This window comes from Mesobacillus maritimus, assembly GCF_044803185.1.
GTDB classification, from domain to species: Bacteria; Bacillota; Bacilli; order Bacillales; family Cytobacillaceae; genus Mesobacillus_B; species Mesobacillus_B maritimus_B.
On sequence record NZ_CP085225.1, the window covers coordinates 4,613,140 to 4,638,922 of the forward strand.

Annotated in this window: 21 protein-coding genes and 1 pseudogene; 2 read left to right on the plus strand and 20 right to left on the minus strand. The window is 39.9% G+C overall.

Annotated features, from left to right (window positions below; genetic code table 11):
* Positions 1 to 35 precede the first annotated feature (35 nt).
* The 10 genes from LG336_RS22425 to LG336_RS22470 all read right to left on the minus strand — a co-directional run bounded on the left by LG336_RS22425 (position 36) and on the right by LG336_RS22470 (position 11,179).
* The gene (locus LG336_RS22425; RefSeq protein WP_404329658.1) at positions 36 to 1,409 is read right to left on the minus strand and encodes an MATE family efflux transporter; all 1,374 of its coding nucleotides are present in this window, start codon (positions 1,407 to 1,409) and stop codon (positions 36 to 38) included.
* A gap of 234 nt (positions 1,410 to 1,643) precedes the next feature.
* Positions 1,644 to 3,662 (minus strand): transketolase, encoded by a 2,019-nt coding sequence (tkt, locus tag LG336_RS22430; RefSeq protein WP_404329659.1) that lies wholly within the window; start codon positions 3,660 to 3,662, stop codon positions 1,644 to 1,646.
* Between the two features lie 206 nt (positions 3,663 to 3,868).
* Complete coding sequence (locus LG336_RS22435) at positions 3,869 to 4,666, minus strand: TerC family protein (protein ID WP_404329660.1); 798 nt, start codon at positions 4,664 to 4,666, stop codon at positions 3,869 to 3,871.
* 273 nt (positions 4,667 to 4,939) lie between these two features.
* Positions 4,940 to 5,551: a DedA family protein gene (locus LG336_RS22440; protein ID WP_404329661.1), complete on the minus strand. Its 612-nt coding sequence runs from the start codon at positions 5,549 to 5,551 to the stop codon at positions 4,940 to 4,942.
* Positions 5,552 to 6,258: 707 nt separating this feature from the next.
* Positions 6,259 to 6,609: a YisL family protein gene (locus LG336_RS22445; RefSeq protein WP_404329662.1), complete on the minus strand. Its 351-nt coding sequence runs from the start codon at positions 6,607 to 6,609 to the stop codon at positions 6,259 to 6,261.
* 12 nt (positions 6,610 to 6,621) lie between these two features.
* Complete coding sequence (locus tag LG336_RS22450) at positions 6,622 to 7,317, minus strand: response regulator transcription factor (RefSeq protein ID WP_404329663.1); 696 nt, start codon at positions 7,315 to 7,317, stop codon at positions 6,622 to 6,624.
* A complete protein-coding gene (locus tag LG336_RS22455) occupies positions 7,314 to 8,768 on the minus strand; it encodes an ATP-binding protein (RefSeq protein ID WP_404329664.1) in 1,455 nt (484 codons plus the stop codon). The genes LG336_RS22450 and LG336_RS22455 overlap by 4 nt, the downstream gene beginning before the upstream one ends.
* Positions 8,769 to 8,781: 13 nt before the next feature.
* Positions 8,782 to 9,522, minus strand: a complete 741-nt coding sequence (locus tag LG336_RS22460; protein ID WP_404329665.1) for an ABC transporter permease — start codon at positions 9,520 to 9,522, stop codon at positions 8,782 to 8,784.
* Positions 9,506 to 10,234, minus strand: a complete 729-nt coding sequence (locus tag LG336_RS22465; protein WP_404329666.1) for an ABC transporter ATP-binding protein — start codon at positions 10,232 to 10,234, stop codon at positions 9,506 to 9,508. The genes LG336_RS22460 and LG336_RS22465 overlap by 17 nt, the downstream gene beginning before the upstream one ends.
* 75 nt (positions 10,235 to 10,309) lie before the next feature.
* Entirely contained in the window at positions 10,310 to 11,179 is an 870-nt protein-coding gene (locus tag LG336_RS22470) for a hypothetical protein (RefSeq protein ID WP_404329667.1), read from the minus strand.
* A 405-nt stretch (positions 11,180 to 11,584) separates the two neighbouring features.
* Between LG336_RS22470 and LG336_RS22475 the strand changes: the two genes are divergently transcribed.
* Positions 11,585 to 12,025, plus strand: a complete 441-nt coding sequence (locus LG336_RS22475) for an acyl-CoA thioesterase (RefSeq protein WP_404329668.1) — start codon at positions 11,585 to 11,587, stop codon at positions 12,023 to 12,025.
* A 131-nt stretch (positions 12,026 to 12,156) separates the two neighbouring features.
* On the opposite strand, the pseudogene LG336_RS22480 reads toward LG336_RS22475, so the two are convergent.
* The 8 genes and pseudogenes from LG336_RS22480 to LG336_RS22515 form a co-directional block, all read right to left on the minus strand.
* Positions 12,157 to 12,591: pseudogene (locus LG336_RS22480) on the minus strand (mannitol dehydrogenase family protein); the annotation flags it as partial.
* Between the two features lie 382 nt (positions 12,592 to 12,973).
* Positions 12,974 to 14,758, minus strand: coding sequence for an L-lactate permease (locus tag LG336_RS22485; protein WP_404329669.1), 1,785 nt, complete (start codon positions 14,756 to 14,758; stop codon positions 12,974 to 12,976).
* Positions 14,759 to 15,021: 263 nt separating this feature from the next.
* Entirely contained in the window at positions 15,022 to 15,795 is a 774-nt protein-coding gene (locus LG336_RS22490) for a fumarylacetoacetate hydrolase family protein (RefSeq protein ID WP_404329670.1), read from the minus strand.
* Between the two features lie 115 nt (positions 15,796 to 15,910).
* Positions 15,911 to 18,091 (minus strand): malate synthase G, encoded by a 2,181-nt coding sequence (locus tag LG336_RS22495; RefSeq protein ID WP_404329671.1) that lies wholly within the window; start codon positions 18,089 to 18,091, stop codon positions 15,911 to 15,913.
* 122 nt (positions 18,092 to 18,213) lie between these two features.
* The gene (locus LG336_RS22500) at positions 18,214 to 19,674 is read right to left on the minus strand and encodes an FAD-linked oxidase C-terminal domain-containing protein (RefSeq protein WP_404329672.1); all 1,461 of its coding nucleotides are present in this window, start codon (positions 19,672 to 19,674) and stop codon (positions 18,214 to 18,216) included.
* Positions 19,674 to 21,029, minus strand: a complete 1,356-nt coding sequence (locus LG336_RS22505; protein ID WP_404329673.1) for a (Fe-S)-binding protein — start codon at positions 21,027 to 21,029, stop codon at positions 19,674 to 19,676. The genes LG336_RS22500 and LG336_RS22505 overlap by 1 nt, the downstream gene beginning before the upstream one ends.
* A 1-nt stretch (position 21,030) precedes the next feature.
* The gene (locus LG336_RS22510) at positions 21,031 to 22,341 is read right to left on the minus strand and encodes an FAD-binding oxidoreductase (RefSeq protein WP_404329674.1); all 1,311 of its coding nucleotides are present in this window, start codon (positions 22,339 to 22,341) and stop codon (positions 21,031 to 21,033) included.
* Positions 22,342 to 22,359: 18 nt separating this feature from the next.
* Entirely contained in the window at positions 22,360 to 23,052 is a 693-nt protein-coding gene (locus tag LG336_RS22515) for a FadR/GntR family transcriptional regulator (RefSeq protein WP_404329675.1), read from the minus strand.
* A 225-nt stretch (positions 23,053 to 23,277) separates the two neighbouring features.
* On the opposite strand from LG336_RS22515, the gene LG336_RS22520 reads away from it, so the two are divergent.
* Positions 23,278 to 23,838: an FAD-dependent oxidoreductase gene (locus LG336_RS22520; protein WP_404329676.1), complete on the plus strand. Its 561-nt coding sequence runs from the start codon at positions 23,278 to 23,280 to the stop codon at positions 23,836 to 23,838.
* A gap of 49 nt (positions 23,839 to 23,887) precedes the next feature.
* Here the strand turns inward: LG336_RS22520 and LG336_RS22525 are convergent, their stop codons facing one another.
* Both LG336_RS22525 and LG336_RS22530 read right to left on the minus strand, forming a co-directional pair.
* Complete coding sequence (locus tag LG336_RS22525; protein ID WP_404329677.1) at positions 23,888 to 24,490, minus strand: cell wall hydrolase; 603 nt, start codon at positions 24,488 to 24,490, stop codon at positions 23,888 to 23,890.
* 548 nt (positions 24,491 to 25,038) lie between these two features.
* Positions 25,039 to 25,479 carry a Dps family protein gene (locus LG336_RS22530; RefSeq protein ID WP_404329678.1) on the minus strand — a complete coding sequence of 147 codons (441 nt, stop codon included), beginning with the start codon at positions 25,477 to 25,479 and terminating at the stop codon, positions 25,039 to 25,041.
* Positions 25,480 to 25,783: the final 304 nt, after the last annotated feature.

The window sequence follows — 25,783 nt, forward strand, 5'->3', positions numbered from 1 at the left end:
GACTTTTGTCCTTGAGAGCCCTTGTTCATGAATTATTATCCGTTTGAAGCCTCCATTTGTGAAACCTTTGGTTCAACAAAAGTCTTTGACAACCAGACTTTCGACCTCCAACGACGAAGCATCAACAACCCCCTGAGCCATTCATCTGAAATGAACGCAATCCAAACACCAACTAGTCCAAGGTCAAAATGTATTCCCAAAAGATAGGACAAACCGACCGCTACCCCCCACATCGAAAAGATTCCAACAATAACCGGATATTTAACATCACCAGCAGCCCTCAATGAACTAATGACCACTAAGTTAAAGGAGCGACCCGGCTCAAGAATAATCGTTAACAAGATAAGGTAACTTCCTAATTGGATGATTTCTTCATTTGAGGTGAATATCGATAACAAGTCCTTGGAAAAAACAGTCGCAATAATGGCCATAATAATACTGAAACCAATTGCCATTTTAAGACTTTTTAAACACTGTGAGTAGGCCTCTTCAAATTTCTTTGCCCCTACCATATGTCCAATTAAAATTTGAGTTCCTTGAGCGATGGCAATGCTGAAGACAAAGATAAACATCATGATATTTTGTGTGTAAATTTTAGATGTGATCGCCTCAGTACCTAGTATCGCAATAAAGGCTGTGATTACGATTTGAGAACTATTATAGGATAATTGTTCCCCTGCAGAAGGAAGCCCAATTTTTAACAAGTTTTGGATATGTTCCTTTGGGAATTTCCATAGATAAGAAAAAGGGAAGGGCCCGCCTACACGCTTAAATAAAATGATAATGGCAGCAATTGCAGCAACTGCTCTACTGATTACTGTAGAAATCGCAACCCCTTCTACCCCTAAAACCGGAAAACCAAATGGCCCAAAGATAAATAAGTAATTCCCGATTACATTTAAAATATTGGCGCCAATCGTAATGTACATCGCATCACGAGTATATCCGTAGCTACGAATAACGGCACCCACTGTCATAAATAAGGCCTGAAAGAACATGAAGCCACCGACAAGTTTTAAATACGTCCCGGCTTCTCCAAGAAGTTCCACAGGTAGATCCATTAAAAGCAATAATGGCTTACTAAAAAAAATAACTAGTACACTTAATAACAAGCCGAAGACCAAATTGGCACCTAAGGAAACCATTGCTACTTCTTTCGCTTCCTTTTCTTTTTTAGCACCTATATTTTGCGCAATTAAAATGGAAGTCCCAACCGCAACAAAACCAAACATAACAATCACTAATGATAATATTTGGTTCGAGACTCCAACAGAAGCTACAGAGTCATCAGAGTACTGCGACAACATCAAAGTATCGGCATTACCCATTAACATATGAAGCAACAATTCGATAAAAATTGGCCAAGTTAACGCAAACAAGCTTAACTTTTTCTTTGATTCTACATCCATGGAATATTATCCCCTTAATTTTGGACCGGCAAGCAATACACCGGAAAATTGAAAAGAGAGGGAACTCAATGACTGAATTCACCTCTTTCTGAAGTATGTTAACATGAAAGCTTTTCAGTTGGCATCCTTTTAGCGAACAATATCTTCTACCTTTTAGGTAAAAATGAGTTCCTTATGTTAAAAGGTGCCTAGAAGACTTTTTTCATATTCTAAAAAGCTTCTAGGCGTATTTTGTTACTCTTTTATTAGCTCCTTGAACATTGATACCACGTTCGAGACAGTAAACCCATACTCTTCCATCAACTTTTCACCTGGTGCAGACGCACCAAAATGATTAATGCCTAGGACTCTTCCTTCATCACCAGTGTATCTTTCCCAGCCAAATGGAGACGCCATTTCAATTGCAAGGCGCTTTTTCACACTCGTTGGAAGGATTGATTCTTTATATTCAGCAGACTGAGCTTCAAAACGATCCCATGAAGGCATGCTGACAACAGAAACATGAATATTTTCTGCTGCAAGTGCTGCTTGGGCCTCAACAGCTAGACTTACCTCTGACCCCGTTGCAAGAAGCAGTCCATCAGGCTGTTGTGCTTGTGCTTCAGAGACTACATAAGCACCTTTTTGGACACCTTCATAAGCACTCTGGTCTGTTCCAGATAGTGTAGGTAGGTTTTGTCTTGTAAGGACAAGAACCGTTGGTTTATCCGTTGATTCAAGGGCTGTTCTCCAAGCTGCAGAAGTTTCATTCGCATCAGCAGGACGGAGGACTGTTAAATCTGGCATTGTCCGTAAGGCTGGCAATTGTTCCACCGGCTCATGGGTTGGCCCATCTTCTCCTACAGCGATGCTATCATGGGTAAACACATAGGTTACCGGTAGCTTCATTAACGCAGCAAGGCGAATAGCTGGACGTAAATAGTCAGAGAAAACAAAGAATGTTCCTCCAAACACCTTTACACCACCATGTAGAGCCATCCCATTCAACGCTGCGCCCATAGCAAATTCACGAACACCAAACCAAATATTATGACCAGAATAATTGGTTGCAGAATAATCACCGGAATTTTTTATCATCGTTTTATTGGAACCTGCAAGGTCAGCAGAGCCACCAACAAATTGCGGTACAACCCTTGCAATCGCATTTAACACTTCACTTGATGACGCACGAGAAGCCAGACTCTTACCTTCTTCAAATACTGGTAATTCTGCTTCCCATCCCTCAGGAAGTTTACCTTGAATCGCTAATTCTAATTGCTCTCCTAGCTCAGGGTATTGATTTTTGTATGCAGCAAAGAGTTCATTCCAAGCGCTTTCCTTCTTTTGTCCCTCTACTTTTACAACACTGTGGAAGTGTGTGTAAACTTCTTCAGGAACATAAAATGCCGCTTCACTTTCCCAGCCATAAGATGCTTTCGTCAGCGTTGCTTCTTCAGCCCCTAGTGGAGCTCCATGCACACTAGAAGTTCCTGCTAGATTCGGAGAACCATAGCCAATCGTAGTCTTGACTTCAATAATAGTAGGACGCTCAAGGTCAGCTCTTCCAGCTTCAATTGCCTTGCTAATCTCTTCTAGGTTATTTCCATCTTCCACACGTAGATACTGCCAGCCATATGCCCTAAAGCGACCTTCAACTGATTCAGAGAAAGACTTATTTAAATCACCATCTAGAGAAATATCATTTGAATCGTACAGGACAACTAAGCGACCAAGCTTTAAATGTCCAGCAAGAGAGGCTGCTTCTGAAGCTACACCTTCCATTAAATCTCCGTCCCCACAAATACTGTATGTATAGTGGTCTACTACTTTATAGGTATCTCGATTATATTTTTCTGCTAAATGACGCTCGGCCATCGCCATCCCCACTGCCATGGCAATTCCTTGTCCAAGCGGACCAGTTGTTGCATCCACTCCAGCAGTATGTCCATATTCTGGATGCCCCGGAGTTTTGCTTCCCCATTGGCGGAATTCCTTAAGATCTTCTAATTGAAGATCATAGCCGCTAAGATGGAGCAAACTATACAACAGCATTGATCCATGGCCAGCGGAAAGGACAAACCGGTCTCGGTTAAACCATTGTGGGTTAGTAGGGTTATGTTCCATAAATTTCGTCCAAAGGGTATAGGCCATCGGTGCAGCTCCCATTGGCATTCCAGGATGACCAGAATTCGACTTTTCAATCGCATCAATTGATAAAGTCCTGATTGTATTTATAGCCAATTGTTCTACAACTGTTTTCTGCAGTAATGTCAAGGCTATCACACTCCTTTATGGTTATATTAAGTTCTTAAGGGTTTTGACCTCGCCATTTAGTAATGATCACTAGTTAAAAATAGGGCTTTATGAAATCTATTATACCTTCTCTCACTTAGTTTGTCCATTGAATAAACAAAGTAAAAAGTAAATAAAAAGCTTATGTAATCATTCTATAAAGAATGATTACATAAGCTCTAAATTTATTATGATACTTGTGAAGCTTTCTTTTCTGATTCCTCTGATACGTCTTTAGAAAAGAACCAGCCTCCCACTGCAATTCCAACTAAGACAACATAGAAGGTTACTTTCCATCCCGTAGAATGTGAAAACTCTTGACTTAATACTCCGAGTGCTGGATGTGAAAGAGTTAAAACCGCTAGTTTGACCCCTACCCAACCAACAATGAAAAATGCGGCCATTTCCAGACCTGGTCGTTTTTCCAGTAACTTTACAAAAAGACCTGCGGCAAAACGCATAATAATGACCCCGATCATTCCTCCGGTAAAAATAACAAGAAATTTACCTCCATCCATGCCGCCTATTTTTGGGAGTGCAGTATTTGGAAGAGTCATAGCCAGTGCAACAGCAGCTAAAATGGAATCTACCGCAAAGGCAATATCGGCTACCTCTACTTTGAACACAGTCATCCAAAAGCCACTTTTCCTTTTTTCTGGTTTACCTTCACCTTTATCAGCATCATCCTCAGCTTTCCCTTTAACCCACTTTCGAAAAATGTGGTTGAATGCCATAAATAATAGATAAAGTGCACCAATGGCCTGAACCTGCCAAATATCTACTAAATAAGAAATGATGAAAAGCGATGCAAAACGGAAAACAAAGGCTCCGGCCAAGCCGTAAAACAATGCCTTTTTTCTTTGTTCTTCTGGTAAATGCCTCACCATAATAGCCAGCACCAAAGCATTATCTGCCGCTAAGAGTCCTTCCATTAGAACAAGGACAAGGAGTACCCACCCATATTCGAGTAATAAAGCAATTTCCATAAATTGAATCCTCCTAAGTATTCGTCTGCTAGGTATGGGCAACAAAAAGCCTCTACCACAATGGTAAAGGCCAAAATAAAATAGAAAAGACCCTTACCATTGAAGTAAAGGTCTTGCTAACAACAGAATTGTTGCCAATAAAGCCGGAGAACTATGTTCTCGTCATGACGACTTTTATTGTACAGCTACTCCCCTTTAAATAGGAAAATATACGATTAATTACTATTTAAGATTATGATAGATTAAGTGTTTTGTCAATATCCTTGCGCTAGTCTAGCGATACCCTCGAGCTCTTTTAAGGTACCAACTAATAAAAAGAATTCCGATAATAACGAATAACAGATAAAAGGCATCTTTATAAATCTCAATATACCCAAGAATGACTTCCCAAGACTCACCAAGAAAAGCCCCTAGGCTTACTAAAATGGTATTCCACACAAGTGTTCCTAAAGTTGAAAAAAGGATGAAGGTGGAAAAATTCATTTTCGCCATCCCTGCTGGAATCGAAATAAGGCTACGGACAACTGGTATCAGTCGACAAAAAAAGACTGTCCAATTGCCATACCTCAAAAACCATCCTTCTGCAGTCCGGATGTCCCTTTTTGAAACCCTGAGAATATGACCCCACCGACCGACAAAGCTCTCCAAACGATTTACGTTGACCAACCTGCCGACCCAATATAAAATAACCGCCCCAAGCACAGAGCCTGCCGTCGAAGCGATTATCACACCAGGAACCGTCAGCATGGTTCGCGTTGTCATGAAGCCTCCAAACGGCAAAACGATTTCTGAAGGAATGGGTGGAAATAAATTTTCCAAGGCAATGACCGCCATAATCCCGATATAACCAAACTCCTCCATGAATGTAAATATCCAGTCTTTCATTTACTCCCTCCATATCTAGCTTTGTTGAAAAGCTCTTTTGAAAAGCGGTTCACCTTGACCGAATTCCTCTTTCCACTAACGGTTGGGCACGTTGAGGCGTTCATGGAGCACGTTCTTCATTGATTTGCTCCAAAAAGTGCTCTATGAAGTGTTCATGGAGCACGTCCTTCATTGATTTGCTCCAAAAAGTGCTCTATGAAGTGTTCATGGAGCACGTCCTTAATTGATTTGCTCCAAAAAGTGCTCTATGCAGCGTTCATGGAGCACATTCTTCATTGGTTCGCTCCAAAAAGTGCTCTATGAAGTGTTCATGGAGCACGTTCTTCATTGATTTGCTCCAAATAGTGCTCTATGAAGTGTTCATGGAGCACATTCTTCACTGGTTTGCTCCAAAAAGTGCTCTATGAAGTGTTCATGGAGCACTTTCTTCATTGGTTTGCTCCAAATAGTGCTCTATGCAGCGTTCATGGAGCACTTACTTCATAGTTTTGCACCAAAAAGTGCTCTATGAACCTTCCAGCGTGACCGAATTCACCTTTCCACCTACCATTTAGGCACGTTGGAACTTCCTCATGTGACTTCCGTCAAAACGAAGTGAAATTATCCTCGACAAACAACAACATACCATATTCAATAACTAAAAAGAACCTGTCCACTAGACATTGTATGCCTATGAACAGGTTCTTATTGATGCTATTTATTAAAACTTAGAACCAATAAAAGCCCAAAGGAAGTTTAAAGCCAAGATAAAGGACTACTATGAATAAGATGACAAAAGGAATCCAAAGATTTTTCGTATTTACAGCTTTCTTCCCTCTCACAAGTATCATTTCGAATAAACCAATTAGAACTACACCAAGTAATGACTTTAAAATATACAAAAGAGTAATTTGATACAATCCAAACAACATGACGATTCCCGTTCCGATAATCAACAGGTAGAAGACCCGTAGAATCATATGTAGGACCTTTGTATTTTTTCCTTGCTTCTGTAAAAACAATAAAACGATAAGTAATATAACTGCAACAACCCACGCGGTAATATGAGCATGCGTCATGATTTTTCCTCCTTATTCTCCCTTGAACCGGTAACCTGCCCCCCATACCGTTTCAATATAATCTGGATTCGAGGGATCTCTCTCAATTTTTTCACGTATTTTTCGGATATGAACCGTTACTGTCGTAATATCCCCGACACTATCATAGCCCCATAATTTTTCAAATAACTGAATTTTACTAAACACTTGGTTCGGGTTCATCACTAAGAATACCAAAAGGTCAAATTCTTTTGTCGTAAAATTAACCTCCTGATTATTCACAAACACCCTTCGGTCAGAACGATTAATTTGTAAACCACGGATAAATATTTCATTTACAGGCTGTAATTCTTGCCTTGTTAATAGGCGTTCGTACCTTGATAGATGGGCTTTTATTCGTGCAATTAATTCGTTCGGTGAAAAAGGCTTAACAATATAATCATCAGCTCCTAGTCCAAAGCCTCTAACCTTATCAATATCATCTTTTTTAGCGGTTACCATCATTATTGGGATATCCTTGACCGCACGAATCTTTTTGCAGATGGTAAAGCCATCGATATTCGGTAACATTAAATCCAGCAAGATTAAATCGTAATCTTTCCCTAAAGCTAGTTGAAGACCCTCATCTCCTTTCAATGCGATATCTGCCTGGTATCCATTAATCTCTAGATAATCTCTCTCAAGTTCAGCGATACTTTTTTCATCTTCAATAATTAAAACCCGTTTCATCGTGACACCTTCCTCAGAGAGATAATAATCTTTGTCCCTTTATTTAATTGGCTTTCGATCTCAATTTCACCGTTATGCTCTTCCACAATCATTCTTGCAATGGAGAGTCCCAAACCACTTCCTCCAGTTTGCTTATTCCTTGACTGCTCTGCACGATAAAACTGATGAAAAACATAAGGAAGGGCATCGCTAGCAATACCTGGGCCATTATCGGTGATTTCAATCTTAACGCAGTCCTTAATGCTCCTTAAGTTTATATCAATATTGCCATCAGCTTTGTCCATATACTTTAGGCTGTTTTCAATAATATTAGACAAAACTCGTTTTATTTTATCGCGGTCTACCTGAACAAGGAACTCTGATGATCCATCGTGAGTAAACCTGACTTTCGTTTGTGTTTTTTCAAAATCAAAGTTGAGTTCTTCTAGATAATCAGTTAAATAATCTTTCAGATCAACAATTTCAAACGTAAACGGGACCTTTTTCAAATCCAATTTTGAGTATAGGAATAGTTCATCGATTAAATGATCCAAATCATTTGATTTCTGATAGATGGTCTGAAGGTATCGTTGTAACCTCTCCGGAGAAGTGGCAACCCCATCTTGTATTCCTTCTATATAACCTTTTATTGAAGTGATTGGAGTCTTCAAGTCATGAGAAATATGTGCAATTAACTCTTTCCGATTCTCTTCATACTGTGCTTGAAGAGCAGCAGATTCCTTTAACTGCTTTCTCATATCTTCAAAGGTTTGAGCGAGTTCTGTCAGTTCATCTTTCCCTTTAATTTCAATCGCATGATTCAAATCGCCACTTTTTATTTTTCGTGCGGCATTTTTTAATGAATCAATTGGGTTGATGATACTCCGCGAAACATAATAGGTTAATGTTCCGTTTGTAATCACCAAGATTAACAGCAAGGTCACAAACAATACCGGATAAATGGTTTGCGTTAGTTTTGTTAAAATACTTGCATCTTTAATGAAGAATAATGAGGCGTTGCCAACATTAGGAATAAAGAAATCCTGCTGCTTAATTGCATAGGTCTTGTCACCAATTTTTTCAATATTATTATCGGATGAGTGGTAACCAAACTCCGGTAAATCCATTGCCGTTATATCGGCCAAATCTTTAGAAGTGTAAATGAAGTTACTTCCATGTCTAATTGCTAAAACGGCGTTAATTCTTTCAAGGTCAGCTTGTAAGGATAATAGATAATTTTCATCCAGCAACTCAAGAGGTGCCTGAAATGACTTCTCTTTCAACGAGACAAATAGCTCCGATTCCTGACTAGCAGTTTGTTTATAATTATGGCTTTCCGGTAGTAGTTTATTCAATTCCCCTAAATCACCGATAAATAAGGTTAAAATTAGGAATCCGGCAATCAAGAATAATATGATTGGGATAACGACCATTGCCATAAAAGATAGATTCAACCTCTTGCGAATAGACATATAAACACCTTCGTTATAGTTCTTTTGTATTAAAACTATAATAGCCTGCAGTCAAAAACAATGTACAAAATGAGAACAAATAGACGATACTCTTACCTAGCCACGCAAAATTCACATTTCCGCCCCATTGCTGGTACCAATCTAAATAGGCGGTTGGGAAGAGGTAGGTGGTTTGAGAAATAATTAGTGGGAATACGTACATGAATGCATAAATTAAAATCATAAACCCCAAAGCGGATGCACCATGTTTAAAGGCTTGTGAGATGAATGATGCCAAACATATAATGGCTAGCAAGGGCAAGAAGGATACCAAAAAAGCACCGAAGGTAGTTGCAATCTCCGACCAAATGAAGTTTTTTTCAGCGATGCTCATACTGAGAGAGACTAAGACCCACACAATACCTAATTGCGCAAAACAGAGAACAAATATCGCAACGATTTTAGAAATAAAGACCTCTACTCGATTGATTGGACTAACTTGAAAGAGGGAGCCTCTTTCCCATTCCCCAGCAAAAAGATCCGAGGCGGCCGTAAAAACAAACATTGGGAGGATTACCATCAAAAATACATTAAGTATGGATAAACTAATATTTAAAGATGGGAGAGTGATCATATCATTGGATTGAATCTTCACTGCCAAAATACTCAGAACAACTGGTAGGAGAACCGCTATCCAATAGTAAAACTTTATCCCACGTTTTACTGTAAGCTTTACCATTTCATTTCGTGCATTCATTCTAATGCTTTCCAGCATAGCGGTCTCCTCCCATTTTTTCTATATAAACATCTTCGATTGGTCTATCGTTCCCTAAACTACTTTTACTTCCCTTAAAGAGTAATTTTCCATCTTGTATGATAGCAAAATGGCTACATATTTCATCAAGCTCTTTGGTAAGATGGCTCGAAATAATAAACGTAACACCACTCGAAGATAGCTCCTCCACTGTCCTTCTAAATAAAAGCATTCCATCGATATCCAAGCCATTCGCTGGTTCATCAAGAATAACAAGTTTTGGTTTGGACAATAATGCAACCGCAAGACCAAGTCGTTGGGCCATTCCCATTGAAAGACTAGAAGCCTTTTCAAGTTTATATTCCAATAAGCCTACTTGTTCAAGAACCTCAACAATTCGATTGTTTGATAGCTCAGGGTAAAAGCGCAGGCGTTGTTTTAAATTCTGAATAGCACTTAAATAAGGATACACTGTACCCGGACCAATATAAGCGCCAACATGTTTCATAGCATTCTTATAATCCCTTTCTACATCATTCCCGAAAATTGTAATGTGACCACTGTCAGGCCTAGCCAACCCAGTTATACATTTCATCATTGTCGTTTTCCCGGCACCATTAGGACCAACCACTCCCATTACATTCCCTTGTTCTAGCGAAAAGTGAATATCCTGAATGCCACGCCCATTCTTAAACGCTTTGCTTACATTCGAAACTTCTAAAACCTTCTCCATCTTCAACACCACCAAGTTCTTCTTTAGAGACAACCAGCCATCTTGGGGTGATTGTCTCCCCTGACTCGGACTAACTTATTTCCCGTGACCATGTTGGAATTCTACTAGTTCTAATCCTGTGACATCCATCGGTGAAACGATTGTTTCATTTGCATTTGTAAGTTCAAGTTTGAAGGAAAACTGCAATTTCTTAGAAGTTCCAGAAGCGTCTTTTCCAGAAAATATAGCTGTAACGAATTGCTCTTCTATATAATTTCCTTCGCTTACTTTAGCTGATATCTTTATATCTTCAATTAGGATATCTTTCTTTAATTTAGGCAATTCTGGCTTCACACTGTGGAAGCTTGCTTCTGAATCATCCGCTCGATCATCAAGCATAACACCATGTTTGTACATTAAAGATGTTACTGCGTTCATAGCAATTGGTAGTTCCGAACTGGATAATTCGAGGTCAATTCGCTGGGTGCCATCTTCATTGCCTTCAACAGTGATTTTCTGTTGGTAGTTTTTCGTAAGCAAATCTACTAAATTCTCAAGGTCGTTCCTAAGCTCTTTCCCTTCATCTCCATCTAAACCTGCACCATGATTGGATCCGTTTGATTCCATGACATAAACCTTTTTATCATTCTCTTTCCGCACCAAGTATTCCCCATCTTGCTTGGTCATTTCATACGTCATTTCTTCTAGTCCATTCGATACTGTCCCCTCCATTCCAAGGGAATCCTCTAAGCGATTAGTTTTCACAATTGAGTCCATTCGGTAAATTTCCTTGTTGTTGTTATCTAAAACTAGACTCATATTCATGGTCGTACTTTCTAATTGATGCGTATTCTTCAGCGCATCCTTATACAGTTCATAACCTGATGTATTGGCTGAAATAGAGTAAACACTGCTAATCAATAATGCTCCACTAATCCCAAACGCTGCGATCATTTTCTTCTTCATCGTTAACCCTCCTATTCATCTTTTTCTTACAACTAAAGAATAGACGGGAAATGTAAATTAGGAATAAACAAATCCTTAAATAATTCTTAAATTGCATTCCTATAGAAGATTTGCCATAGAAATGTAACTTTTGCAAAGGTATCTATTGAAGTATTTTGTCTAACTTGATATAGTTTGAATATTCAAATTTAATTTAACTGTAAAAATTGGATGTTGATTTCCACTCCAGGCACGAGCGGTTCGCGGGCAGTCCGGAAGCCTCCTCGTCGCTCCGCTCCTGCGGGGTCTCCCTTGGACTTGCACTCCCGCAGGAGCCTTCGTGCCTTCCGCTCCAATCAATCGTGTGAAAAAACAACATTTATTCTTTAACAAAAACTACAAAAATAACGTTAGGAGGAACAACTAATGGCCGAGGGTTTTCGTTTTTCGCATCGCTTAAAGGTTCGATACTCAGAAATAGATGGTCAAAAAATCGTGTTTAATGCTCATTATTTAACCTATCTTGATGTTGCTATTACAGAGTATTTTCAAGAAGGCTTGGAAATGGATGTGATGTCATTAGCAGAACAAGGGGAGTTTGACTTTGTTGTTGCGAAAACTACATTAGAATATAAGGGGTCTGCTAGACTTAATGATTGGCTGAACGTTTGGTGCCGCACATCGAAAATTGGAAACAGTAGTATGACAATGGAATTTCAAATTATCAGAGAGGAAGAGTCTACTCCTTTACTTGAAGCAGAGATTATTTATGTGAGTTACAACCCTTTAACACAAATGAAACAGCCTGTCCCTGGATTTGTCCGCGAACGTATTGAAAAATTTGAGGGAAAAGAACTAACTAAATAAAAGAATACACAATAAGTAGATCGCTAAGTAAATGAAAATTAAAAAGATTGCCCCTACCCCAGCCTGAACTACTGGCTGGAGAGGACAATCTCCTTACTGATGGGCTTTTATAGCCCACCTCTTATTGTTTACTAAGCTAAATACTTTTCAAGTGTACGGCGAACGGCTCCAGGACCTGCAAGCATTTCATAGAACATACCTTCAATTTTTTCACCTAACCCAATTTCATACAAATTAACATTAAAAATGGCTTCATTGGAAAGGATCGATTTAACGTTAGATGTTTGATCACCTAAGGAAACTCCCTCCAAAGCACCTTGAAGAGTCTCGAGCAGTGGGTCCGGGCTTAGAGTGAATGCATTCCCTTCATCATCAATAGCTAAAAGATAACGGCACCATGTTGCAATTGCAAGTGGGATAGCAGTTAAATCCGCTGGGTTTAGGTCTTCTCTATCTCTGTAGGACTTTAAGGTTTCGCCAAAGCGAATTCCTACCTTTTGTGATGTATCTGAAGCAATTCGTTGAGGTGTATCTGGTATATACGGATTAGCAAAGCGCTCATTTACTACTTCGTCTAAGAATTCCTTTGGACTCAGTTGAGCAGATTATTTTTCTTAGAAGCACTTTAGAAAAGGAAATTTTCAAGGAATTAGCAGGGCAGCTCCCCTTGAAGGGGTTACATGAATTGAAAGCCAAGCGAGCATGAACAATTGGTCACCCTAATCATTAACGGGGAGAAAGACCAAATTGACGAGCTTCTTCATCATCACATTCATGCAGATATACATTCAGACTATTTCCATGCGCACTTTGCACAATTTATTAAAAAGTAAGTAAATTTGAATGAACTTAGATATTACCTAATCTGCTAAAGTCTTATTCACTGTTTCTCTTCCTTACATTTTTCAAAAAAAAACCGCTACTCGTTTGAGTAGCGGTTTATCAACCTTACATAGATTTCCCACCTGGGTGATTGATTGTAAGTTGTGCAGCACGTTTTTTATTTGTTGCGATAATATAAATGGCAATCATCGCAATGAAGGCAACAATAAAGGTACCTAGATTGAAGAGCCCTTTATCTGCGTACCAAACAATAGAGTAGCCGAGTCCTCCGAGTAGGAGCGCATAATAGACGAAAGGAAACAGAGTTTTACGAATAACATCTCCTTCTTTTCCCATTAAACCAACTACCGCTGATGCTGCAACAACATTATGAACGCAAATCATATTACCAGCTGCTCCCCCAACTGCCTGTAAGGCAACGATCCAGGTTGGATCAACCCCGATTTGGGAACCTACATCGTATTGGAATAGCGAGAACATCATATTACTAACAGTATTACTTCCAGCAATGAATGCACCAAGACCACCAATGAAGGTTGCAAAGATTGGCCAGTATTCACCAGCAAGCGCGACAACACCATTGGCCAGTTCAATCGGCATCCGCTCATAACCAGCAGCACCGCCACCGGAATTCAAAAACACTTGAACCATTGGAACAGTGAAGACTAATGCGGTTGAAGCAGCAATTGTCGTCTTCGCTGATTGAGTGAAAGCTGACTTGTATGCGCCTCCATTCATGCCATGAATGAAGAAAGTAATTAAGGACACAAGGATAAAGATGGTTCCTGGTGAATAAAGCGGTTGAAAGCTAGCTGTAATTCCTGAACCAAATATATCCTCTGCTGCTAATGTCCATGACTGTAGTAAATCTACGAATGGTAGCGATTTCAATCTTGAGATTACTAAAAAGACACCAACCAAAATATAAGGTGACCAAGCACGAACCATGCTCATAGTTCCACTCTTATGAGCGATATCTCGAATTTCTATTTTACCTGTCCACGTAGGATCCCATTTCGACTTTTCTTCAAAGTCCCAAACCTCTTCTTTAGGAGGCATAAGAAATCCTTTTTTGGCTGCAAATATCACGATTGCCAATCCTACTAACCCACCAATCATGGATGGGAATTCTGGCCCGAGGAAATTAGCTACAAGCACATATGGAATTGTCATGGAAAATGACGCAAACAGCGCAAACTTCCAAATCTTTAGGCCTTCGGTGAATGACTTATTTTTACCGAAATACCTTGTCATAATTGCCACAACGAAAAGCGGGATGAGTGCACCAGCTACCATGTGGAGGATGGCGACCTTTCCTGCAATTAAGCTAACTAGCTCGGGAAAATTATTGCTTATGCTCGGATCTGCACCCAAACCATTCCCTACCCCAACAATCATTGGGGTTCCAACGGCGCCAAATGATACTGGTGTACTCTGGATAACCATTCCTGCAACAACGGCTGCCATCGCTGGGAATCCTAATCCGACCATTAGCGGGACAGCAACAGCTGCAGGTGTTCCAAATCCTGCCGAGCCTTCAATAAACGACCCAAACAGCCAAGCAACAATAATAACCTGAACTCGCCGGTCTTCTGTAATGTCCGTAAATCCCTGACGGATGGTTTTTAACCCGCCACTTTCCTGTAAAGTATTTAATAATAAAATTGCACCAAAAATGATGTACAAGAGTGTTCCCGCCACGACTAATCCATTAATAGATGCAGCTGCAACATTTGTACCTGGAACCTTCCAGATAAATAAAGCCAAACCAATAGCCACGAGATATGAGATTGGCATTGCCTTGCTCGCAGGCATCCTCATACCAACCAGGAAAATTCCTACTGCTAAAATAGGTAAAAGTGATAAAAATGCTAGTAAACCAGTACTCAAATTGCCCCCCCCTTTTTGTTTGCGCTTACAATGTTCAACATCCCATCTGTTCCAGCGAAATGTTATATAACTAGAATAGACATGTTATATAACACTACTCTAAATTAATTATACTAAAAATTCTGTTTGTTTCAATAATTTTCACAGTATTCTTCGAAATAAAAATAAAAAGACGATTTACCACTTAACGGAAATCGTCTTTTTATTACCTTTAAATATGAATTTAAACGGCTTGTACCACTATTAATGCTGATGGAACACCATTAAGATACATGGGTTTTAGATGTTACAAACGAATTGCGAAGAGTCCCTATTCCTTTTATTTCACATTCAATACTATCACCGGCATTTACCATCTCTGCACCTAGCGGGCTCCCAGTTAGGATGACATCCCCTGGTTTTAAAGTCATCACATTCGTTAAATATGAAACCATCTTACGAAGGGAAATGATCATTAACTCAGTTGAGCTGTTTTGTTTTTCAACTCCGTTAAGCTTAGCCTCTACCATAACTGTAGATGGATCTATTTCCGTTTCAATTACTGGTCCCAGCGGGGTGAATGTATCAAACGATTTCCCAATTGTCCAATGCCCATCTTCACGGAAAAATTGTGGAGCTGTTACATCATTTCCCACTGTATAACCAAATACATAGTCTAAAACATCTTCTTCAGCTACATTTTTTGCTTCCTTCCCTATGACAACTGCCAATTCAGATTCAAACTTCACTTGGTCGATTCCTTCTGGAATGACAATATCATCCTCAGGGCCAATTACAGATGAAGTTGGCTTGAAGAAAAACACCGGAATTGCTGGAAGCTCACTTGGCAAATCTTCCTTTTTCTCAACATAATTTGCTCCAATCCCAATCACCTGATTTGGCTCAAGCGGTGCTAATAACTTTACTTCTCCAAGGGAAAAAACATTCCCTGTATACGTCCAGCTGGTAAAGATATCCCCTTTAATCTCTCTAATTGTTTCGCCCTCTACAACACCTGCATAGGAGTCTTGACCGACCATAAATCTAGTAAATTTCACTTTAAAACCTCCAAAAGATGATTTCTAAATAACACTGCATCGTAGCTTTCTATCAAAATATGTAGCAAATAATCTCTACAGGACATCAGAATGCCCTGTAGAGGTGAACTCCCGTTTAACGCTGTGTCGCGAACTTCGCTTTTGCTTCCTGACGTCGACTATGAAGAATTGGCTCAGTATATCCGTTTGGCTGTTCTAATCCCTTAAAGACTAGATCACAAGCAGCTTGGAAAGCAACAGAGTTATCATAATCAACTGCCATTGGACGGTAGGCAGGATCTCCTGCATTTTGTTCATCAACGACTTTCGCCATCCGCTTCAGCGTTTCCATCACTTGTTCTTCTGAACAAATACCATGGCGGAGCCAATTAGCCATATGCTGACTAGAGATTCTTAATGTTGCACGGTCTTCCATTAATCCAACATTATTAATGTCTGGAACCTTGGAACAACCAACACCAAGTTCAACCCAACGAACAACATAGCCAAGGATCCCTTGAGCATTGTTATCTAGCTCTTCTTGAACTTCCTCTGGTGTCCAATTAGGACTTTCAGAGACTGGAATTTGAAGAATATCATCGCGTAAGTCTTTTACTTCTCTTTTCAATTCTTCCTGAACTTCCTTCACATTTACCTGATGGTAGTGAAGGGCATGTAAAGTGGCACCAGTTGGCGAAGGAACCCAAGCTGTGTTCGCTCCAGCTCTTGGATGGCCAATCTTCTGTTGAATCATGGCAGCCATCAAATCCGGCATTGCCCACATTCCTTTACCAATTTGTGCTTTGCCTTGGAAACCAACGGACAATCCCGTGAACACATTGGAATTTTCATATCCTTGAAGCCATGTAGAAGATTTCATATCTCCCTTGCGAATCATCGGACCCGCTTCCATTGAGGTATGCATCTCATCCCCAGTACGGTCAAGGAATCCAGTATTAATGAAGACAATGCGATCTTTAACCTCTTTAATACAATTTTTCAAGTTAAGAGAGGTGCGACGTTCTTCATCCATTACACCAATTTTCAAGGTATTACGTTCTACTCCAATTAAATCCTCAATACGATCAAATAGTTCATTTGCAAAGGCTACTTCTTTAGAGCCGTGCATTTTTGGCTTAACGATATAAATAGAGCCCTTCAGTGAGTTTTGGTGTGCTCCATTGCCCAAAATCGTATGTTTCCCAATTAGACTTGTAAACACGCCGTCCAGTATTCCTTCAGGAATCTCTTGACCATTCTCATCTAGCACGACATTGGTTGTCATCAAATGACCTACATTGCGGATGAACAACATGGAACGACCCCTAAGAGTAAGCTCTCCTCCGTTAGTAGATGTATAGGTGCGGTCGGAGTTCATTGCACGTGTTAACTCCTTCCCATCTTTACGGAATGTCGAGGTTAAATCGCCTTTCATTAGACCCAACCAGTTACGATAAATAAGAGTCTTATCTTCAGCATCGACAGCAGCAACTGAATCTTCACAGTCAATAATCGTCGTGACTGCAGCCTCTAAAAGGATATCTTTCACGCCTGCTTTATCTGTCTTGCCAACAGAGTGGGCTCGATCAATCTGGATTTCGAAGTGTAGACCGTTATTTTTAATTAAGACAGCCTTTGGTTCTTCCTGACTGCCTTGATAGCCTGCAAATTTCTCAGCATCCACTAGAACAGCTTTTTCACCATTTTCAAGTGAAGCTTTCAACTCACCATTTTCGATGGCATATTGAACCACATTCTCGTGCGATGCACCTTGTAATGGCGCAGCTTGATCAAGGAAGTTCTTACCAAATTGAATAACCTTATTTCCACGAACAGGATTATAGCCGATTCCTTTTTCAGCTCCATTTTCCTCGCTGATTGCATCTGTACCGTATAATGCATCATATAAGCTTCCCCAACGAGCATTTGCTGCATTTAGTGCGTAACGAGCATTATCTCCAGGTACAACCAACTGCGGGCCGGCTTGAATCGCAACCTCATCATCGACATTGGTCGTTTGAATCTGGTAATCTTCTACTACCGGCTCTAAATAACCAATTTCTGTTAAGAAAGATTTATAGCTTTCAAAATCAGTGTCTTTACTATTTTCTTGATGCCAAGCATCGATCTTTGCTTGAAGCTCATCACGAACGGCAAGAAGTTCCTTATTTTTTGGGGTGAGATCATGGACTAGCTGACCAAACCCTTGCCAAAACGCACTTCCTTCAACCTGACTATCAGGGAGTACTTCGGAATTAATAAAATCATATAGTTCTTTTGCTACTTGAATACTACCAATTTTTACATACTCTGTCATTTGTCTGTTTCCTCCATTTCATTTCCTCATAGGGACATAATAGCACTATCAATCATGGGCCTTCAATTAATTTTCATAATATTTAAATATATTTCTGTATTAACCTAATACTGTTTAAATCTTTATGAAGTTGCTGACGCTTTCATTTCCTTTTTCACTTCAACACAACGACCTGGAGATGGGAAAAGTTTGCCGGCATTTAATAGATTCTTAGGATTAAAAACCTCTCTTACATCTGTTTGTGCTGCAATCTCTTCTTCTGTAAAAACAAAACGCATTTCTTCTCGTTTTTCTATACCCACACCATGTTCCCCTGTAATGGTTCCTCCTACGTCTGCGCATACCTTTAAGCAGGCACTTCCCGCCTCTAACGCTTTTTCGATTTCTCCGGGTACTCGTGCATCGAACAAAACGAGCGGATGCAGGTTTCCATCTCCTGCATGAAAGATATTTGCAATTCTTAAACCTGACTCTTCACTGATCTGATTGATTCTTTCTAGAACGATAGGAAGCTTGCTACGTGGAATAACTCCATCCTGAACAAGGTAATCTGGGGAGATTGCTCCCATAGCCCCGAAGCCAGTTTTTCGGTTTGCCCACCAGCGACCTCTTTCTGCCTCATCCTGAGCAACCTTTACTTCACGGACATTTCGGTTTCGGCATACCTTAAGTATTTCTTCAATCTGTTCATCAATTCCTGCAGAAATTCCATCCACTTCAATTAATAATACCGCATCTATATCCTTTGGATGTCCTACAGGGAAAGCTGCTGCCTCTACTCCCTCAATCGCGGTTTTATCCATCATTTCTAAGGCAGCTGGCACAATGCCGGAAGAGATAATGTCAGACACGGCCTGGCTTCCATCTGATACCTTATCGAAATAAGCAAGTACAGTTTGTTTTGATTCCGGGTTCTTTAAGATCCGAACAACGATTTTGGTCACAATTCCAAGTGTACCTTCTGAGCCTGTAATAAGCCCTAATAGATCATAACCTGGTTCATCGGCCACTCCATCCTTACCAATTTCAATGATATCCCCATTCGGCATGACTACTTCCAACCCAAGAATATGGTTTGTCGTAACTCCATATTTAAGGCAGTGTGCCCCCCCAGCATTTTCGGCAACATTACCGCCAATCGTGCAGCAATATTGACTCGATGGGTCCGGGGCATAATAATATCCCTTATCGGAAATGGAATTAGTCAACTTCAAATTAACAAATCCTGGTTCAACCACAGCTCGTCGATTTTCCATATCTACGCTTAAAAGCCGTTTCATTCTTACCATCGAGATAATTACTTCCTCATTTAAGGGGATTGCTCCACCACTTAAGCCTGTTCCTGCTCCACGGGCAAGGAAAGGTAAATCATTATCATGGCAGTATTTTACTAGAGCTGCTACCTCCTGGGTATCCTTAGGAAAAACAACAGCTTTTGGCAGATGTTTGTGTATCGTAAATCCATCACAATCATAAGCGAGTAAATCCTCTTTTTGGTAGAGGATTGAACGTCCTCCGCCAACAATGGTTGCAAGTTGTTGAATATGTTTATCCTTAGACTTAATTACCTTCGTTGCCGGCATTACAGATCCCCCTTCCCGTCCTCTTTTTGATAGGCCCAATCAAGTAACTGGACGGTATGGACGACTTTTTGATTCCTACCGTATTTTTGAACGCCTATGGCCATCTGCAACATGCAGCCTGGATTCCCCATTGAAATCATCTCAACATCATCAGGAACATTGGCCATTTTGTTTTCTAAAACAGCTCCAGCCATTTCTGGATTGGTAATATTATAGATTCCCGCACTACCACAGCATCGGTCTGAATTTGGCATATGAACCATTTCGACTCCAGGGATGTCTAAGAGAATATCCCGCGGCTCTTGACGAATGCCTTGACCGTGAGCAAGGTGACAAGCATCATGATAAGTAATGCGCTTGTTTAGCTCTGCCTTCGGCTTTTCATAGCCTGTATCGTGCAGATGTTTTGAAATATCTTCAACCTTTTTGGAGAATTCCTCAGCCTTCTCATGCCATTCTGGATCATCCTGGAATAACTCTGGATATTCCTTGAGCATGCAGCCACATCCAGCAGCATTCGTAATGACTTTGTCCGCATCTTTAAACGCTTCGATATTCTGTTTTGCAAGCATCCTTCCTGTATCCCTATCACCAGCATGCACGTGAAGGGCCCCACAACATCCTTGATTTTTCGGAATGGTCACTTCATTTCCATTTCGGGTAAGAACATTAATTGTTGCCTCATTAATGTCACTGAACATCACATCCATAATACATCCTGTTAAAAAGGCAACTTCCTGCTTTATTTCACCCTTTGGTTTAATCACTGTCTGGTTTTTATATCTTTCTCGAACAGGCTGCTTGATTTCAGGCATGATTGATTCCATTTCTACGAGATGCTCTGGCATAATTTTAATCAAACCTGTTTTTCTAACAGCTGTTTGCATCCCACTTTTCTGATAAAACTTTAACAAACCTCCTAACTTGTTCAGGCGAGTTTGCTTTGGAAAGATTCCTTTTAAGAAAAGCTTGCTGACCGCACCTTGCCAGCCAGTCAGAGGGATGGCTTGTCGAACTTGACCGCGGGCTTCCTCTATCAATCCACCTACATCTACATCCGCCGGACAAGCGGTTGTACATGCCCGACAATCAAGGCAGGCAAAGACAGGATCAGAGAAAAACTGGTTTAGCTCTAGCTTGCCTTCCGCTACGGACTTTATCAGGTGGACACGTCCTCTTGGAGAGTGTTGTTCTTGCCCTGTAATCTCATAGGTTGGACAGGACTCAAGGCACATCCCACAGTGAACACAATCGGCCCATTTATTTTCATCTGGATGATCCTTTGGTAGATAATTGCTTAAGCTTTTTGTTGTACAAGCTGGATCTTGGTTTAAGTCCAATTCTCTTAAACTCAAATTATATCCCCCCGATAAATCGTTTTGGATTCATGATTCCACTTGGGTCCATCTTTGCTTTTATACCTTTAAGAAGCTGGAAGTAAGATGGCTTTTCGCCCCAAACATCTACCGTACCATTCAATGATTCGGGCAGATATTTGACAATCCCATATCCACCCAATTTCACAGCATACTCTCGCAAGTGGATGATAGATTGACTTACATCCTCACTAGCCCCTCGAAGAATGACTTGAGCAATTCCCGTTCCAAGTCCACCATGTGCTTCGACCCTTACTGAATACCGATCTGACACGAGCTGACACTCTCTAGCAACGTCAAGTACACTTAAGTTGACAACCCCGACTTTCATTAAGGCTACTGTCTCGGCATTATTTTTGGTTGATGAATCTTCGTCAACACCGCTTGGAGCAACAGTGTAAACCCTCTGCCAAAAACTAGCAGCTTGGTCTTCATTGAGAATTGTGAGCTCAGCATTGTTCGGTCGCAATTTTTGAATGAACTCTTCTTGATAACGGACAGATGTTTCCACGTCCTCTAAACTTATTGCTAATGTATAAGCGTTTATATCGGCAAGCTTTTCAGCCATTGGAGGGTTTAACAACTCGAGTGCTATTGGCTCCATCATCGAATCGAGAAGTTCAACTGCAAACCTACGGACTTCATCAAGGTTCCCATTTGGAAATGAGAGCAAAATAAGACTTTCACATTTATGCAGTGGTCTCAGCTTTAGCGTGATTTCTGATATCACCCCTAACGTACCCATTGACCCGATGAAAAGCTTATTCATATCATAACCGGCTACATTTTTTACAACTCTGCCCCCAGACCTGATGACTTTACCATCGGGGTAGACCGTTCTTAAGCCAATAACACAATCCCTCGCCGTACCGTAGCCTAGCCGTTTTGGCCCACTGTCATTAGCAGCAATTACGCCACCCATAGTAGCATCCCTTTGCCAAGAAGGATCCAATGCTACCTTTTGTTTGTGCTGTGCCAAGTATTCTTGTAATTCCTCGTATCGAGTACCTGCCTTCACCGTAACCGTCATATCCCCAACCGTATGCTCGACAATTCCGCTATATTCAGAAAGTGATAGTTTAATATCTACCAGTTCATTTGAAGTATCTAACTTACTTTTCGTCCCTCCCCCAATAATGCGTAGGGTCTTTTTATGGTTTTGACAGTATTTCACAATTTCAACGATATGTTCTTCTGTGTTTGGAAACAAGGTAATCTGATTTTCCTCTGTAGCCATTTTTACTTCTGGTAAAACCGCTTTCAATTCATTGATAAGCTCTGCTGTAACCAAACGAACACCCCCTATGTTCTATGCTTTTTCTAAGACACTACTCTGTAAAAGTGCTTCCACAAAGGTTAAATGGTCCATCATTTCCTGATGAGCAACCTTAGGATTTTGATCTTTGATAGCCTGTAGAATACGGTCATGCTGCTGGTCAATCTGATTTACAATTTTTATATCTTTCTCAATATGCTTATAAAACTCAATCATGACCTTCTTCATCGCTGAAGAAATGAACCCAACTAATTGAAGCAAGATTTCATTTCCTGAACTTTTAGCTATTGCCGTATGGAAGCGATAATCTGACCCCCATCCAGATTCGGACTGGTTTGACAGAATGTCTTCCATTTCACTAATCATTTCATCGGTACGGTTTAAAGAGGCCATTTCTGCCATACCAGTTTCAAGCATTTTCCTTACCTGAAACAATTCTTGAATATCCTTTAAACTCGGCAGTAACACTTGGCTCTTAAAAAGACTTGATGAATCAAAGCCACGGATATAGGTCCCTTCTCCTTGCTTCACTTCAACGGTCCCTTTCCCCTTTAAGGTCGTAATGGCATCCCTAACCGCTGATCGGCCGACACCAAATAGTTCACAAAGTTCCCGAACAGAGGGGAGTTTTTCGCCAATCGTGAAATCCCCTGATTCAATCATTTTCTCTATTTGCTCTACTACATGGTCTGAGACCTTTTTATTCTGTATTTTCTCTACGTTCAAGTGATTCTCACCTACCTTTCAGATATCACATATCTGATAAGTTCTATCTACCCACTATTAAACCACTCAAATTATGGAATTTCAATCAGTTTTTTAAATTTATAAAAAAATCTAAATTGTTTACTTTTTAAAAATGACTTCGATTTTTCATAAGCAAAAATTGGGAAGAAAAAATTTAACTTTGCTACAATAGTAATGATACAAAAATTAGGAGGTAGATTTAGCATGATTGATATCGCTATTATTGGTGCTGGACCGGCAGGAGCTAGCGCTGCGATTTTCACTGCAAAGGCTGGCAAGAAAACTTTATTGATTGACAGTGACAAGAGCATGACCAAAAGAGCTTGGATTGAAAACCACTATGGAGTTCAAGAAGTTACTGGACCAGAATTAGTAGAGACTGGTAAACAACAAGCAACCAAACTTGGGGCAGAATTAGTTCAAACTGAAGTAACCAATATTACTAAAAGCGAAGAAGGATTTGTCCTCGAAACAGATGGTCAGGAATTTCTAGCAAAACACGTCATCCTCGCTTCAGGTGTTTCCGTGGCATTAGCTGAAAAAATCGGGGTTAACACAAAAGAAGGAACAGAACCACGCATTAAGACCGTCCTCGATGTTGATTCTGACGGAAAAACAAATGTAGAAGGTATTTGGGCAGCAGGTACATGTGCAGGCGTAAGTGTACATACCATTATCACAGCAGGTGATGGCGCTAAAGTAGCGATTAATTTGTTAAGTGAACTTAATGGCGAACGTTACGTGGACCATGACGTATTAAAATAAAAGAAAACAGCGTAGGAGAAAAAATCTCCTACGCTGTTTTTATTTATTATTATTTTGCAAAACGATGATTCCCGATTGTAACTGTTACTTGACGGGAGAAGATCCAATCACTTTTTGCTGTTTTCGGATTAAAAAAGAATAGTGAACCGCTACCTTGTCCACGGAACGCTAATGCTTCATTTACCGCTCTTTTTGCTTCCGCATCTGCAGGCTTATTAATTTCTCCATTCTGTACTGGAGTAAAAGCGTAATAACCGTTCACCTTCTCATGAACTACACCGCTCAAAGTATTCGGGAAGTCTGGACTATCAATCCTGTTCAAAATTACTGTCGCAACTGCTACTTTCCCTGCATAAGGTTCCCCTTTAGCTTCTGCATGAACAAGACGGGCCATTAAATCCTTTTCGGCTGCAGTTATACCTGTTGTGTTCGGAATTGTGAACCTTTGTCCAGGATAAATTGTATTAGAAGAGAGCTTATTTGTGGTCTTCAATTGATTAAAAGTAATCCCATATTGAGAAGCAATCTTCCATAATGTATCACCAGATTTAACCGTATGTTGCGTTGCCGCATCAACATTTGGAATAAACGCAGTAAATGCAAGTGATGCTGTTAACGTTAATGCTAGAGTTAGTTTTTTTAAAGTTTTCATATTCATACCTCCTAGTAATCTCGCTGTCTCTACTAGTAGGCTATCAGTTGTAACATAGTGAATCATTACCCAAAAAGTGGTATCTATTAATAGATTGCTAGAACCCTTATAAAGACTACCCTTTTTTGTTCATTTGAAAAATATTCCTATTCCACTCCACGCCCAAAAATAACCTCAACAGTATCATAATGGATGTATTTTTACAGTCTGAAACAGGCTTGTAATGTGCATTTGCAGTTTTCATCAAAGGCTCTTTTCTCAAACTTTGTTGTTTTTAAATACAAAATAGGATAAATGAAGCTTTATTTCACGCAATATAGCTATAAATTTTTGAGAAAAGAGCTTGCAAACTTACTATAACGTACGTAATCCCTTACCTTGCGTTAAAATCGGCTTTAGGTAGTAAAAATCGGCTTTAAGATTTTTACAATTTTAACAACAATCTTTACGAAAACAGCCTCATCAAAAAAGGACAGCCCAGGCTGCCCTTTTGTCGTACTTAATATGAAGAAACTTCGTTTTACTCAAACCTGCCTAGGAGAGACTACTTATCTTCCAAGAAACGAGTTAAGCATCCACACATGTTTCTCAAGGCTTGAATGGATTGATAATAGCAAATCACCTGTTGTTTCATCCCCTACTGATCCTGCAATCTCCATTCCCTTCTTCAATTCAGCTATCATAACTGAGAAATCTTCTACAATAGAGGCAACCATATCTGTTGCAGACTCGCCACCATTTGCTTCTTTAACAGAAGAGATTTCTAAGCATTCACGCATTGTCGCAACAGGTTTATCTCCAAGTGCTAGTAATCGCTCTGCTAGTTCATCAATATGCAATGCTGTTTCATTATATAGCTCTTCAAATTTTGCATGAAGGGTAAAAAACTCTGGTCCTGTCACATACCAATGATAATTATGTAGTTTGATGTAAAGAACGCTCCAGTTTGCAATTTGCTGATTAACCGCCAATGTTAATTCTGTCTTCAAGCGAATTCCTCCAATAACTATATTCTCATAATCATTATAGTCTATTTAGCTAATATTTCCGTTAATCACAGCCATTGTTCACAATAAGTTCAAAACCTCTATTCTTCAAGTCATCCTGTAATTTAACGACGGGCCGCTATTCACAGCTGTTGTTTTTACTTTCTTAGTCACTTTTATGTTCCGATGCTTTATTCTCAATTACAACATACGTATATCAATTATATTAGAATATCAACCTTAGTTTTTATCAATAATTTTGCAAAGAAGACGATTGAATTAATTATGATATTTGTCCTAAAAGAGG